The organism is Aeromonas sp. Y289-2 (assembly GCF_027705925.1).
In the GTDB taxonomy this organism is placed as follows: domain Bacteria; phylum Pseudomonadota; class Gammaproteobacteria; order Enterobacterales; family Aeromonadaceae; genus Aeromonas; species Aeromonas veronii.
In genome coordinates this window covers 71,999-86,870 of sequence record NZ_JAPDCH010000012.1, presented here as the reverse complement: position 1 = coordinate 86,870, position 14,872 = coordinate 71,999, and the positions used below count along the sequence as shown (strand labels likewise).

General features: G+C 56.6%; 13 protein-coding genes. All 13 read left to right on the top strand.

Annotation, left to right across the window (positions count from 1 at the left end):
• The first annotated feature begins 6 nt into the window (after positions 1 to 6).
• On the top strand, positions 7 to 1,674 hold the full coding sequence (gene mshL, locus OKC43_RS16720) for a pilus (MSHA type) biogenesis protein MshL (RefSeq protein ID WP_043826241.1): 1,668 nt from the start codon (positions 7 to 9) through the stop codon (positions 1,672 to 1,674).
• Between the two features lie 92 nt (positions 1,675 to 1,766).
• Positions 1,767 to 2,657 (top strand): MSHA fimbrial biogenesis protein MshM, encoded by an 891-nt coding sequence (mshM, locus tag OKC43_RS16715; protein WP_236272295.1) that lies wholly within the window; start codon positions 1,767 to 1,769, stop codon positions 2,655 to 2,657.
• A complete protein-coding gene (locus tag OKC43_RS16710; RefSeq protein ID WP_236272296.1) occupies positions 2,654 to 3,748 on the top strand; it encodes a tetratricopeptide repeat protein in 1,095 nt (364 codons plus the stop codon). Before mshM ends, OKC43_RS16710 begins: the two co-directional genes overlap by 4 nt.
• Before the next feature lie 74 nt (positions 3,749 to 3,822).
• Entirely contained in the window at positions 3,823 to 5,532 is a 1,710-nt protein-coding gene (mshE, locus tag OKC43_RS16705; RefSeq protein ID WP_139438632.1) for an MSHA fimbrial ATPase MshE, read from the top strand.
• A gap of 3 nt (positions 5,533 to 5,535) precedes the next feature.
• Positions 5,536 to 6,756 (top strand): type II secretion system F family protein, encoded by a 1,221-nt coding sequence (locus OKC43_RS16700; protein ID WP_005340027.1) that lies wholly within the window; start codon positions 5,536 to 5,538, stop codon positions 6,754 to 6,756.
• A gap of 77 nt (positions 6,757 to 6,833) precedes the next feature.
• A complete protein-coding gene (locus OKC43_RS16695; protein WP_047434675.1) occupies positions 6,834 to 7,295 on the top strand; it encodes a hypothetical protein in 462 nt (153 codons plus the stop codon).
• Positions 7,296 to 7,372: 77 nt separating this feature from the next.
• Complete coding sequence (locus OKC43_RS16690) at positions 7,373 to 8,044, top strand: prepilin-type N-terminal cleavage/methylation domain-containing protein (protein ID WP_123173923.1); 672 nt, start codon at positions 7,373 to 7,375, stop codon at positions 8,042 to 8,044.
• 14 nt (positions 8,045 to 8,058) lie between these two features.
• Complete coding sequence (locus tag OKC43_RS16685) at positions 8,059 to 8,493, top strand: prepilin-type N-terminal cleavage/methylation domain-containing protein (RefSeq protein ID WP_100647010.1); 435 nt, start codon at positions 8,059 to 8,061, stop codon at positions 8,491 to 8,493.
• Positions 8,494 to 8,550: 57 nt separating this feature from the next.
• A complete protein-coding gene (locus OKC43_RS16680) occupies positions 8,551 to 9,048 on the top strand; it encodes a prepilin-type N-terminal cleavage/methylation domain-containing protein (RefSeq protein WP_021231583.1) in 498 nt (165 codons plus the stop codon).
• A complete protein-coding gene (locus OKC43_RS16675) occupies positions 9,035 to 9,694 on the top strand; it encodes a type IV pilus modification PilV family protein (RefSeq protein ID WP_236272297.1) in 660 nt (219 codons plus the stop codon). The genes OKC43_RS16680 and OKC43_RS16675 overlap by 14 nt, the downstream gene beginning before the upstream one ends.
• Complete coding sequence (locus OKC43_RS16670; protein WP_236272298.1) at positions 9,694 to 10,590, top strand: PilW family protein; 897 nt, start codon at positions 9,694 to 9,696, stop codon at positions 10,588 to 10,590. Before OKC43_RS16675 ends, OKC43_RS16670 begins: the two co-directional genes overlap by 1 nt.
• A complete protein-coding gene (locus OKC43_RS16665; protein WP_047434687.1) occupies positions 10,580 to 11,050 on the top strand; it encodes a hypothetical protein in 471 nt (156 codons plus the stop codon). Before OKC43_RS16670 ends, OKC43_RS16665 begins: the two co-directional genes overlap by 11 nt.
• Positions 11,050 to 14,712, top strand: a complete 3,663-nt coding sequence (locus OKC43_RS16660) for a DUF6701 domain-containing protein (protein WP_236272299.1) — start codon at positions 11,050 to 11,052, stop codon at positions 14,710 to 14,712. Before OKC43_RS16665 ends, OKC43_RS16660 begins: the two co-directional genes overlap by 1 nt.
• Positions 14,713 to 14,872 lie beyond the last annotated feature (160 nt).

Below are 14,872 nucleotides of genomic sequence, written 5' to 3'. Positions count from 1 at the left end.
AATTACATGAAAAAACACCGTCTCTGTCTGATCACCGTGGCCATGATGGCTGCAGGCTGTACCACGTATCAGCACCCCGAGCCGACCCAGGCCAAGGATGCTCTCAAACAGGCCATGAACGAACAGCAGAAACAGGCTGCCCCTCTGACCGCGTTGCCCAAATCGGTGCAAAGTGAATTGCTGCAGCTGAACCGGCCGCAGATGCCGGTCGGCATGCCGGAGAAGCGGCTGCGTATCGCGGCTCACGACGTGGAGGCGGTGGAGTTTTTCGGTTCCCTGTTCAAGGGCTCCCGCTACAGCGTGGCGGTTCACCCCGGGGTGGCCGGGCTGGTTTCCGTCGAGCTCAAGGATGTGACTCTGCCAGAGGTGCTGGCGGTGGTGGGCGACATGTACGGCTTCGACGTGCAGCGCAAGGGCAATGTCTTCCATATCTATCCGGCGGGTCTGCGTACCGAAACCATCCCGGTCAACTACCTGATGATGTCCCGTCGTGGTCTCTCCCGCACCTCGGTCAGTACCGGCGGGGTGACGGCCAATGACAGCAATAACAGCAGCGACAGCAGTTTTGACAGTGCATCGAACAACAACAGCACCAATAACTCCTCCGGCAACAACTCGAACGGCAACAGCAGCAATGGCACCCGTATCGAGACCGATACCAACAGCGACTACTGGACCGATCTGCGCGACTCTCTGCAGACCCTGATTGGCACGGGTGATGGTCGCGCGGTGATCACCAGCCCGCAGGCGGGTCTGGTCACCATTCGCGCCTACCCGAAAGAGCTCAAGGCAGTGCGTGAATTCCTGAATCAATCCGATAGTCACCTCAAGCGGCAGGTGGTGCTGGAGGCGCGGATCATCGAAGTTGCCCTCAACGAAGGGTATGAGCAGGGGGTGGACTGGAGCGGTCTCTCCGCCAGCTGGGATGGCAACAAGGGGATTACCGGTGGCGGTTCACTGGCCAATACCCAGTTACCCACCACCCCTAATCAGATCTTCACTGCACTGGGTGGCGGCGCCGGTTTCAAGGTCTCTGACGGCAACTTCAATGTGGCGGTCAACCTGCTCAAGACTCAGGGCGATGTGAATACCCTCTCCAGCCCCCGTGTCACCGCGACCAACAACCAGAAGGCGGTGATCAAGGTGGGGACGGACGAATATTTTGTCACCAATGCATCGACAACAACCGTGAGCACGACGAGCGGTGACCGAACAACTCCCAATGTAGAGTTGACCCCTTTCTTCTCAGGTATCTCTTTGGATGTAACACCACAGATCGATGAAGAGGGGAAGGTGCTGCTGCATATCCATCCCTCCGTTATCGATACTGAAGAGCAAACCAAGACCATAAAGGTGACAGACAGCGATACGCTGGTGTTGCCGTTGGCGAAAAGCTCCATTCGAGAGTCCGATACCGTAGTGCAGGCCAATAACGGTGACATCATCGTTATCGGCGGCCTGATGAAGACCGACAAGCAGGAGATCGTCAGCAAGGTACCGCTGCTGGGGGATATTCCCTGGGTGGGTGAAGCCTTTACCAACCGCCGCGAGAGCACCAAGAAGGTGGAGCTGGTGATCATGCTCAAACCGACCGTGGTGGAGAAAGATACCTGGCAAAACGAGCTGCAACGCTCTTCCGAGCTGCTCGACAAGTGGTATCCGGCCAAGGGCTGACCCATGACACCAGATGCGGTCACCCTTATCCCGAACGGCCTGTGCTGCCTTGCCAGCACAGGCTGCTTGCTTGCCGTGGCAGGTGAGGTCTCATGTACCTGACCCACTTCGGCCTGCAGGAGGCACCGTTCAGCCTCACTCCCAATACCGGCTTCTACTACGGCCTGCCGCCTCACGAAGAGGCGCTGCAGGTACTCAACTGGGCGCTGGTGCAGGGGGAGGGCTTTATCAAGGTGACCGGCGAGGTGGGTACCGGCAAAACACTGCTCTGCCGCAAGCTGCTCAGCGAGCTGGGTTCGGAAGCGCGTCCGGTGCGGCTTGCCTGGTTGCCCAATCCCCACCTCACTCCGGCCGAGCTGCGCATCGCGCTGGCGCTGGAGCTGGGGTTGGCGGTACGGGATCAGAGCGAGCTGGATCTGACCGATCGTATCCATCGTCACCTGATCAGCCTGCACCAGCAGGGCAGCCGGGTGGTGGTGCTGATCGACGAGGCGCAAGCGCTGCCGGACGAGACACTGGAGGCGATCCGCCTGTTCGGCAATCTCGAGACCGAATCGAGCAAGCTACTGCAGATCGTGCTGTTCGGCCAGCCGGAGCTGGATGCCAGATTGGCCAAGCCGCATCTGCGCCAACTGCGCCAGCGGATTGGCTTCTCCTACTGCCTGCGGCCGCTGCGTTTTGACGAGACCCGCGCCTATCTGGAGCACAGATTGCAGGTCTCCGGTTACCGCGGGGCACCGCTGTTTGCTGGTCGCGCCATGCGTCTGTTGTGGCGCGCATCGCGAGGGATCCCGAGACTTATCAATATCCTGGCGCAGAAGTGCCTGATGCTGGCCTATGGTCAGGGTGTGCGTCAGGTCGATAGCCGTCTGGTACGGCTCGCCATTCGCGATACCGACGATGCCAGCCGCTTTGCGCCACGGCGCTGGTGGCCCCTGTTACTGTTGCTGGGGTGCGCCCTGGCTTATGGAGTCTGGCCATGAGCGTTATCAACCAGATGCTGAAAGATCTGGATCGGCGCCAGCAAGGATCCGAAGGTGCTGCCGTCTATATTGCCCCTGCGCGTCAGCAGGGATGGTGGATGTTGCTGCTGACCCTGATCTGCGGTCTGGCACTGGGGATCCTCGGTTGGCGAACCTGGATCTACTGGCAGCAGACCCATACCGTGACGGCTGCCAGTGAAGTGCTAGCTCCCGATGCGGTGACTCCCGATGTGGTGGCAAGGGCCGCTGCGCCGGTCAGCCAGACCGAGCCGGTCGAGGTGGCGGCCGCGCTGCCGTTGCCAAGTCAGGATGAGGTGAATGATGAGGCAGGCGAGAGTGACTCGGATGGCATGGCCGACGGTGCGCCCTTTGATGCCTCCAGCGATGTTGACGAGACGGAGCCGACCGATGAAGAGCTGCAGCCCGAGCTTTACGCCGAACTGGCGGCAGAGCAGCAGGCAGTCGCCAGCGCGCCGCGCAAGCCGAGCGTATTGAAGATCGAGACGGTGGAGCTGTCGGCCAAGGAGCTGGCGGCACTGGCGGAGCGCAAGGCGACCACCGCCATGGCCAAGGGAAGCCTGCGGGATGCACAGGACAACTACTATCAGGTGCTGGCCCACGACCCCTACAACCAGGGGGCGCGCGAGCAGCTGGCGGGGCTGCTCTACGGCGAGGGCCGCCTGACCGAGGCGCGTCAGCTGCTGGAAGAGGGGATCCGGCTCGATCCCCAACAGGCCGATTTTCGTCTGCTGCTGGCCCGCCTTGCCATCAGCGAGGGGCAGCAGCAGCAGGCGCTTGGCTGGTTGTCCGGCTATCAGCCGGATCTCGCCAGCAACATGGACTACTACGCCACCTGGGCAGGACTGACTCAGGAGCTGGGCCAGAATGCCGATGCGGCGGCGCTCTATGTGAAGCTGCTGCGTCAGCAGCCGGATCAGGGTCGTTGGTGGCTTGGCCTCGGTGTGGCCGAGGATGGTCAGGGCCACAGCCAGCGGGCGCTCGATGCCTATCGCAACGCCTTGCTGCACGGCAACCTCGGCGAGGCGTCGACCAACTGGCTGGAACAACGAATTGGTCAACTAACCCCTTGATAAACAGCAGGTTAGATTAGCTAAGCCTAATCGGATGCGGCAACGGGTGTGAAGTAACAGAGATCGGAGCAAACATGGCACAACCCAGACTGAAAATGCGCCTCGGCGACCTGCTGGTACAAGAGCAGATCATCTCTGATGATCAGCTGCAGCTTGCCCTGCAGCAGCAGCGTCAGACCGGCCGCAAGCTGGGCACCACTCTCATCGACCTCGGCTTTATCAGCGAGGTGCAGCTGTTGCAGTTCCTCGCCCGCCAGCTGGATGTGCCCTTCTTCGATCTCAACAACCTCACCATCGACGCCGCCGCGGTGCCGCTGCTGCCCGAAGTGCAGGCGCGCCGTTATCGGGCGTTGGCGGTCAACCTTACCGACGACAAGGTGACGGTGGCGATGTCGGATCCTGCCGATCTGAGCGCACTGGATGCCATCGCCGCCCTGCTCAGCCCGCGCATCATGGTGCTGGCGGTGGCGCGGGAAGGGCAGTTGCTGGAGTATTTCGACCGCCTCTATCGCCGTACCCGCGAGATCGAGAGCTTCGCCGAACAACTGCAGGAGGAGTATCAGGACTCCGGCTTCGAGCTGGGCTCCAGCAATCTGGGAGCCAATGACGAGGGGGAGGCGACGGTGGCCAAGCTGCTGCGCTCCCTGTTCGAGGATGCGGTGCAGGTAGGTGCGTCGGATATCCACATCGAACCGGACGAGAAGGTGCTGCGCATTCGCCAGCGGATCGACGGCATCCTCCACGAGAACATCCTCAACGAGGTGCGCATCGCCCAGGCGCTGGTGCTGCGCCTCAAGCTGGTGGCGGGGCTCGATATCTCCGAGAAGCGCTTGCCGCAGGATGGCCGTTTCAATATGAAGGTGCGCGGTCGCGATGTGGATGTGCGGATGTCCACCATGCCGGTGCAGTATGGTGAATCAGTGGTGATGCGTCTGCTCGATCAATCCTCCGGCATCCTGTCGCTGACCGAGACCGGCATGCCGCCTGAGATCCTGACCCGTTTCCGTCGCCAGCTCAAACGGCCACACGGGATGATCCTGGTGACCGGCCCGACCGGTAGCGGCAAGACCACCACCCTCTATGGCGCTCTCTCCGAGCTCAACCAGTCCAGCAACAAGATCATCACGGTAGAAGACCCGGTGGAATACCGTCTCTCCCGCGTCAATCAGGTGCAGGTCAACCCCAAGATCGGCCTCACCTTCTCCAACGTGCTGCGCTCCACCCTGCGTCAGGATCCGGACATCCTGCTGGTGGGGGAGATGCGGGACAACGAAACGGTTGAGATCGGTCTGCGTGGCGCCATCACTGGTCACCTGGTGCTGACCACACTGCACACCAACGATGCGGTGACCAGTGCCTTGCGCCTTATCGACATGGGGGCGCCCGGCTATCTGGTGGCGAGTGCCCTGCGGGCGGTGGTCGCCCAGCGGCTGGTTCGGCGGGTATGTGAGCACTGCGTTGAGGAGAAGGCGCCCGACGAAGGGCAGGCCACCTGGCTCACCGTACTCTCCGGCGAGGCGCTTGGCCAATACACCTATCACAAGGGCCGGGGTTGCCAGAGCTGCAACTTTACCGGTTATTCCGGCCGGATCGGGGTCTACGAGCTGCTGGAGTTGGATCAGCCGATGATGGATGCCCTGCGCCGCAACGATGCGGAAGGGTTCGCCAAGGCGGCCCGTCAACACGAACACTATCGGCCGCTGGCCCTCACAGCCCTCGATTATGCCCGTCAGGGGATCACCTCGGTGGACGAGGTGCTGCGACTGGCCGAGGATTTGGGGTAAGCGATGGCTAACTTTGCCTATAAGGGGCGTGACAGCCAGGGCAACGCCACCAGTGGCGTGGTAGAAGCGGCCAACGAGATGGCGGCCGCCGAGCAGCTGATGCGCCGTGGCGTGATGCCCACCGAGCTCAAACCGGGCAAGGCCAAATCCGCTGCCATAGACTGGTCATTGTTGCTGGAAGGGGGCGTCAAGCTGGATGAGCTGGTGATCTTCAGCCGCCAGATGTATGCCCTGACCCGGGCCGGGATCCCGATCCTGCGCGCCATTGCCGGGCTGGAGGAGAGCACTCACAGCAAGCCGCTCAAGCGGGCGCTTCACTCGCTGGGGGAAGATCTCGGCAACGGTCGCCCGCTTTCGAGCTCGATGCAGGCGCACCCCAAGGTATTCAGCAGCCTGTTCGTGGCCATCATCCATGTGGGTGAGAACACAGGTCAGCTGGAAGAGTCCTTTTTGCAGCTCGCCAACTATTTCGAGCTGGAGCTGGAGACCCGCAAGCGGATCAAGACCGCGATGCGCTACCCCAGCTTCGTGATGATCGCCATCGGTATCGCCATGGTGATCCTCAATATCATGGTGATCCCGGTGTTTGCCGGCATGTTCGCCAAATTCGGGGTGGAGTTGCCGCTGGCGACCCGCATTCTGCTCGCAACCTCGCACTTTTTTGTCAACTATTGGTGGCTGCTGCTCGCCATTCTGGCTGGGATGGTGTTCGGTTGGCGCCGCTGGGTCGCCACCACCAAGGGCAAGCTGACCTGGCACCGCTGGCAGCTCAAGTTGCCGATCGTCGGCACTATCATAGAGCGCTCCCTGCTGGCCCGTTTTGCCCGCAGTTTTTCCATGATGCTCAAGGCAGGGGTGCCGCTGAACACGGCGCTGACCCTGGTGGCCGATGCGGTGGATAACGCCTATATGGCGGGGCGGGTGCGGGATATGCGCGCCGGTATCGAGCGGGGCGAGAGCCTGCTGCGCACCGCCAGCAGCAGCGGCCTGTTCACCCCGCTGGTGATGCAGATGATCGCCGTGGGGGAGGAGACCGGTCAGGTCGATGACCTGCTGCACGAAGCGGCCGAGTATTACGAGCGGGAGGTGGATTATGACCTCAAGAGTCTCACCGCTCGGATCGAGCCGATCCTGATCGGGATCGTGGCAGTAATGGTGTTGATCCTGGCGCTGGGTATCTTCACCCCCATGTGGGACATGATGCGCGCAGTTCGCGGCAAGTAACTCGGCATCTTCACGCCTGAGTGGTGGGACATGATGGGAGCTGTAAGAGGCAAGTGAGCGGTGGAGTCGAGGGCGGGATGAACAGACAGACGCAGCAAGATGATCGCTGGCTGACCGGATATCGGCGGATCGCCGTGATCATCCTGTTGATGGTGATTGTTGCTACGTTGGTGCGTAGCTATCAGGGCCACCGGGAAGAGGCGCAGCAGCTCACCCTCACCTTGTTGGGGGAGCAATTTGCCGAGCGGGCACAGCGTTTGCACGGCATTTGGCTCGATGAGCGGCGCCCGCAGACACTGCATGTCGCCGGCAAGGGGTGGCAGTTTGATGCCCGAGGGTGGCCCTTGGGGCTGGTGCCGCTGCAATCTCCTTCGGAAAATTGCCGTCAGTTGTGGCTGGCACTGATGGGTGAGACGAAGGGGGGCATGCCTCCCCTGCAGGTTCTGGCCCGCCCCGATGGCAGTGGTTGCGAGATGGGGTGGGATGGTTATTGGCTGGTTTATCAGTTTTCTGACGGGCGGGTGATGAAAAAGCCTTGAATGAAACTAATCATATGACCCAACTACATGATTTTTTTGGGCCTGCATGAAATAATGTGGGGCATTACGGAGGGAGCATGACAATGAAACCAATGGCACCAACAATGCCGGAAAACGGGATGAGAAGACGGTCTGCCGGCTTTTCCCTCATTGAGCTGGTGATCGTTATCGTGATCCTGGGGATCCTGGCGGTGACTGCGCTGCCGCGCTTTCTCGATGTGACTGACGAAGCGAAAAAGGCCAGCGTCGAGGGAGTCTCAGGCGGTTTTGCTACCGGCGTTTCACTGGTGCGGGCGCAATGGGAGGCGGAAGGTCGCGCCAAACAGGACAGCCTCAATACCGTGCTTTATGACGGTAGTCGCTTCTATCTGACCACGCCGACCGAGACCCAGATCAGTAACGGCGAGCTGTCGCCGGGCTATCCCATGGATACCGTTGCCAGTGGTAATCCCGATGTGGATCCGGCCAATCTGACCGCCGAACGTTGTCTCAATATTTGGGAGGGGTTACTGCAAAACCCGCCCAAGGCTACGGCCAGCTTCAATGAAGTGCGCGGTAGCGGCAATGACCTGAAATACTATGCCACAGTGAGCAGTAATGGACTGGATTCGGTCTGCCGTTACTATCTGGTCAATAGTTTGAGTAAGGGCAGTGATGGCAAGTATCAGGATCCGCAAGGCAAGACTGATGCATTTATGAGTTTCAGTTACCGTCCGGCGTCCGGTCAGGTGACCACAAATATTAATTAACAGAGGAAAGTGAAATGAAAAAACAGGCGGGTTTTACCCTGATCGAACTGGTTATCGTGATCATCATTCTGGGTATTCTGGCGGTTACCGCTGCACCCAAGTTCCTGAATCTGCAGGATGATGCTCGTAAAGCAGCTGCTGATGGTGTTAAAGCATCCTTGCAGAGCTCTGCTCAGATGATTTACAGCAAAGCTGCGATTCAAGGCATTGAAGCATCTTCTGTTGCAGTATCAGTTGCTGGCACCACTGTTGAGGCCATATATGGTTATCCGACAGCAAATACTATTGCAAATGCCGTTACGTTGGATGGTTGGAGTGAAGTATCTGCATCCAAAGGTACGTTCAAACCTCAGGCTGCTGGCAATAATGCGAATTGCCAAGTCAAATACAATGAAGCATCTGCTGCTGGTGGTTCATATAGTGTGGTTGTTTCGGGTTGTACTAACTGATTGTTGTGACGAGCGAGGCTTCGGCCTCGCTTTCTCTTTTTCCTGATGAGAAATCCCATGCCTGCAACCAAGGGCTTTACCCTGATTGAACTGGTACTGGTGATCCTGTTACTCGGGATTCTAGCCGCCTTTGCCGTGCCAAAATGGCTGGGCAAAGGCGGCTTTGAAACTCAAACCGTACGTGACGAGTTGCTGACCCGCTTGCGGCTGGTGCAGACCGTCAATATGCATGAGCCCGCCAACCGCTGCACCCAGCTGGTGGTTGCCTCCCCCCGTTTTGCCCACCGTACTTATGCGGCGTGTCCCGCCAGCGATGACCTGGATACCAGTAGTGGCTGGACTCCCCAGTTGGAGACCCGTGGTCGACTGGTTACGCCCTCTGTCGGTATCTCCATCTCCCTTGATAACAACAACCGCTTCGTGCTGCGCTTCGATCAGATGGGCAGACCGCTAGGCAGCAGCTGTGCCACCGGTTGTACCTTGCTGGTGAGTGATGGTCGCGAAACTAGCCGCATCAAGATTGAGTCAGAGGGGTTTATTCATGAGATCCCTTAAGCGCGGTTTCACCCTGATTGAGCTGATCGTTGGCATAGTGCTGCTGGCGGTGGCTTTGACCGGCATTTTGGGGTTGCTTATCAATCAGGCGCCGCAGGCGGTAGACCCGGTGCAGCAGGTACGCGCCGCCCAGCTGGCCCAGCGCCTCTCCGGCGAGATCTTGCAAAAGTCGTTTGATGAACATTCGGATCATAACGGTGGTCGTTATCGTTGTGGCGAGACCTTCAATGGCCAATTTTATGGGGATTGCAGTTGCCCTGTCGGTGTGACCTGTACCCAGAATCCTCCTGCTCCGGCGATTGCGGGTTGGCAGCCCAGCCAGTATGGCCCGGATGGTGGTGAACGGGAGCCCTATACCTTTGATGATGTGGATGATTATCAGACCAGCGTCATTTGTGCCAAGGGATGGGCTGAGGTTAACTGCTTGAACAGTGACTGGATTGAGGCGGCATTCTTTACTCAAGCCGATTCCAAGGTCGCAAGCGATGAGTATCGCAACTACCAGGTCAGGATCGCCGTGACGCCGGATGACCTGTTTGGCAGCCCGGGTCTTAAGGCAGAGTCTATCGGCAAGCGAGTTCTGTTGCAGGTGAAGCTGCCGGATGGGAGTGTGTTCGACTTCTCCTTCTATCGGGGGAACTACTGATGGAACGCTCCTGCTTGTCTGTCCGAATGTCTGCTCCTGCTGCTACTTCCGACGTCCGATTACGCCTAGCTGCTAATCGAACCTACCGCAAGCCTCGGGGTAACAGTGGCTTTACTCTGGTCGAGCTGGTGATGGTCATCCTGTTGCTCGGGATTATGGCGACCTTTACCAGCCAGTTTATCGGAATCGGCACCCAGATTTATGGCGATGCCAGTAGCCGTGAACAGTTGATGAGTGATGCCCGTTTCGCCATGGAGCGGCTTAACCGCGAACTGCGCGATGCGGTGCCGGGATCGGAGCGCATTGAAGATCAGAATGGTAACTGGCTGGACCAAGGCCCCTGTCTGCGGTTCTGGCCCATCAGCAACTCGGGGCGCTATCTTGCCCTCAATCGCCCGTCTGGCGCCTCGTCCACACTTGAGCTGGTCATGGTTGCGCCTCCTGTTGCAGTTGAGCCGGTAAACGACTGGTTAGTGGTGTTTCCCCAACCCGTTTCCAGCGGTACGCAGTCGATACGGGACCGCTGTGATTATGGTCGTTGCGTGGCGCAAGTTGAGGCTGTGGGTCCGGTGATCTCTGGAGCCCAATCAATCGGGTATAGCGGTGCGCTGCTGGATGGTACATCTCCCGGCATGAGAGTGTATTTTGCTCGCGAGCAGGTGCGTTACTGCGTATCTGGAGGGGCGCTATACCGAACCAGTGCAGGGATCAGTGCCGCTGGCAGCACCTTACCGCTAGGAGTCCTGATGGCCGAGTCACTTCGGCCTGGCAATGTCTTCTATCGTGAAACCTCGGCGTTTAACGCCGAAGGGGAGTTTGGCATGCGCTTTGTCTTCGAGCGCAAGGGGGAGTCGGTCACCTTTAACCACAAGATAGAGGTGTTCAATGTGCCCTGATCCACACGCTTTCGGACGGATGCGAGGCAGTGCCTTGATGATCGCCCTGTTTGTTATTGTGGTGATGGCGCTGCTGGCGGCTGCCATGGGCCGTTTTCTGGTCGATAGTGGTGAGAAAAATACGGTGGAGGTGCGCAGCGTGCGTGCCCTGCTGGCCGCCCAGAGCGGGCTGGAGATTGCTCTATATCAGCTATTCCCTAACAGACCGGCTGTGTCATCACCTAATCGTTGTGGTCTGGTACTTGCCACACAGCAGTTTAATGACAACATCGGTTTGGCTGGTTGTCAGGTTGTGGTTAGCTGCCGGGAGGTACCGGTGACCTATAACAACCAGAGCAACACGGGCTACCGTCTCGAGAGTGTCGGAACCTGTGGCAGCTCCGACCTTAGCAGTGCCAATCCTGATTTTGTAGTGAGCCGAACCCTGATGGCCGAAGCTTATGATGGAGGAACTCCCTGATGCGCAATTTATTTCTGATCATTTGCTTATACATCATGGTTTCACCAGTTTGGGCTGCAATTGATTGCAACAGCATTTTCCCCGGACCAATTCAGAGTTACTCCACCGGAGGAACTCTTTACATGCAAGAAAATGCAAAAATTGAAAATTATAACTCTCAGGATGTCTGCTTTAGACGTTTGAAGAATGAATGGGAGATGTATGATCAAGCATGTGGAATAGGTAAGTGCCTTATAACAAATATCGCTAGTCAAGTTCGTTCAGCGCCAAGCATGCTTAGTAGCACAGATGCAAAAAGTTACACTATTGCACCATGGGTGCTACCAACCGTGACGTTAGGAACTACTGTAAATTATGGTCTGAGAGTGAGCTCTACGCGTTGGGATATAGGGCCCGTCACTTTGAATGATGGTGCGATGAACGTGTCGGACAGTTATACAGCATACGTATTAAAAGGAGTGACCCTTTTTAATAACTCCAGCTTGGTTTTGACTGCGGGTAAAACATATATTATCGATGGCGATTTTTACCTTAATTCTGGGGTGGTAACACTAGTCGGCTCTGGTCAGACAAGTTTTTATGTCAGAGGTGATTTCACTATTGAAAGGGACTCGGTATTCACTGGTGCGAGCGACATGGATATATTCGTTGGTGGTGCCCTATATGTGAAAGGAAATGCCAATGTTCAGGGCAGCTATTATGTCGCAGGAGATGCGGTGTTGCAGGAGCAAGTTGTATTAACTGGGCGTCTTAGTGCAAAAAATGTTACAATGCAAAGTAGTAGTAAAGTTATATATGATGATGGACAGCCAAAACTGCAATGCTTCAATGATAATTTTGATTCATCATCACTCAAACCAGAATGGGTGGTAAAAACCAGTAAAGGTCCATTTACCCCTTCAATTAAAGAGGGGCGTTTGCGTTTAACTGAAAATAAGAATGACCAAGCTACCTCATTGACTTACCTTAAGTTATTTCCTGCTGCTAATAACTTGGTGACGGTAGAGTTCGATCATTCCGCTTATGGTGGCACTGGTGCAGATGGTATTGCCATGGTGTTGTCAGACGCCAAGATAACCCCTCAACCAGGGGCATTTGGTGGACCGCTGGGGTATGGCCATAAAGGCAGTGCTGCACCCGGATTTGCAGGTGGCTGGTTGGGTGTTGGCATTGACGAATTTGGTAACTTTTCTGCAGAAGGCGGTAGTAATAATCAAACTCGCCGCAAGAATTCAATTGCTATTCGAGGTTCTGGCTCTGCTACAACTGGATATCGCTATCTTTATGGTTCACCGACCTTGAACCCGTCGATCCACAATGGCAATAATTACCCTAATCCCCCTCATCGCTACCGTTTGACTGTAGATTCCCGTTCGGGAAATAAAACCATGGTGTCAATAGATCGAAATACTGGTGCTGGTTATGCAGCAGTGCCTGGGATACCTACATTTGATGCTACCGCTAATGGTTTAGGTCAGTCACCTATACCAGAAAACTTTTACCTTTCGTTCACCGGCTCAACAGGTGGCTCAAACAATATACATGATATTGATAACGTAAAGATATGTGCATTGAAAGTGAATCCGGTCGGGGTTCAAGTACATCATTTCGAATTCGCTCATTCAGGGCAGGCAATCACCTGCCAGCCTGAAGAGATCACAATTAAAGCTTGTGCCAATGAGGATTGTTCACAACTAATGTCGGGTACTGTTACGGCAGCGCTCACTCCTAACCCCTTTACGAATGGTGGTTGGTCGTCAGGTAGTGGTTTAAATAACGTGAATAATGGTGTTGTCACTATAACTGGCGGCACCACTAAGGTGATGCTAAGTAATTATTCGGCCAGTTCCATCACTATGGGCGTGTCCAGCTCGACTCCGCCACTGCGGCCGCAGAGTGATACCTTATGTCGGTCCGGTTCATTGGGGCCTGCTAAACAATATTGCACGCTCCCGTTTGCCGATGCTGCACTGCGTTTCAATGTCCCCACCTTCTATGCCGGTACCTCGGGAGTCACCTCGATCCGCGCCATCAAATCAAACGATGTGGGGGCGACCAAGGTATGCGTGCCCTTACTGACTGGAGATCAGACTCTCCAATTTACCTCGAGCAAGGTCGTCTCTGAGAGCAGCACTGCCGTGCCGACGGTCAATAGCACCACGCTCGCGCCATCAGGAAACGTTAAGGTTGCGTTTAACAGTGATGGGGTGGGTCAACTGACCGTACAGTACCCGGATGCGGGGGTGTTGCGACTGGATGCTACTTTCCAGAAGAATGATGTCACCGGCACCCTTAAGCTGACCGGTAGTGATACGGTTGCTGTGATTCCTAAAGCGATCGCACTCCAGGCACAAGGACAAAGTGGCTGCTCGGGCAGTAACGACAACACATATGCAGCATGCCCTGTCTATCGTAAAGCGGGCGAGTCCTTTACTCTGCAAGCGCGAGCCCTGAATGAGCAGGATCAGCTAACCCCTGGCTTTGCGACCAGTAATAAGGCGGTCTCTTGGGCGCTGTTAGCGCCTGCAGCTGGCGGCACTGGAGCATTTTCGCCGACAGCGATCACGTTGGCGAGCGGGGAAGCAAACGTGACGGCGAATTGGTCTGAGGTCGGGGTGATCCGGTTAGGCGTCAGCAATTTTGTGCCTTATCCCGCTTATCAGGATGAATTACCCCAACTTGAGACTGTGTTGCGATGGAGCGTACCCATCGGTCGTTTCGTACCTTGGGATTACAGTTTGAGTAATGGTTTTATCACACCTGCCTGCAATGCCTTTACATACATGAGCCAGCCCTTTGCCAGTGGTTTTGTCCTCACTGCACGCAATCTGCAGAAAGAGACGACACAGAACTATAAGGGGGCGTTCGCTAAAGGGGTTGCTGAGATGGTGGCGGCTAATGCTTTCGATGGCATCGCGCGTGACAAGCGTATCACGCTGTCGCCCTCGCTCAGCTGGGCAAGTGGTATTGCGAGCGTTAATCAGCAGTCACCTTTGGGGCTGAATACCCGCTTTGATCGTGCAGCGAGTCCAGAAGCACCTTTCGCCACGTTGAGCTTTGGTATCAAAGTCGATGATCAGGATGGCGGCAATACACTGTTGGCTAATCCAAATATGAATACTGCTGTCGCTGGGACATGTTCCGGATCGGGGTGTAATGCGGTGCTGCTGGGTACTCAAAAGCTGCTGTACGGCCGCCTGCAGGCGGGTACGGCGGCGGGCCTGGCCTCGGCGCCGCTGGCCATTCCACTGCAGATGCAATATTACGAAGCGGGCAACTGGCTGCAAAACAAGGAAGATAAATGTACCCAGCTCTCTTTGGCCAATCAGGGGTTCACTTTCCTCAATCCGAGTCACACCTTTGATGCGGCGACTCGCGAGCTGAATCTGGGGGCGGGTCGCAAGATCAAGCTGGGGTTGGGCAGTTCTGCACCAGGTGGGGATGCTGCACTGGCGAAAGACGGGGAGATCCTGTTCCACTTTGCCAAGCCGGACATCTCGGTGCGCATTCCCTACAAGGTCGAATTGGCAAAACAGCCATCATCGCCACTCTGGTTGTCTGACCCAACAAGTGCCAATGACGGCAACCTGCAAGGTGAGGCCATTTTCGGCTCCAGCCGGGGTAATGACAGAATTATTTATCGGCGCGAAGTATTGCAGTAATTGATGTGTAAGGGGGGTTGGCTCAACAGCATCCCCCTAAATCCTTGTTTATTAGTGTTTGCAAGCGTGTGCGAGTGAGTGATGACTCGCATTTTTGTCGCGCCTGATTGATTGGCGACAGTTTGAGCGCTTGCCCATTGGGGTGGGCATTGGTAAAGTT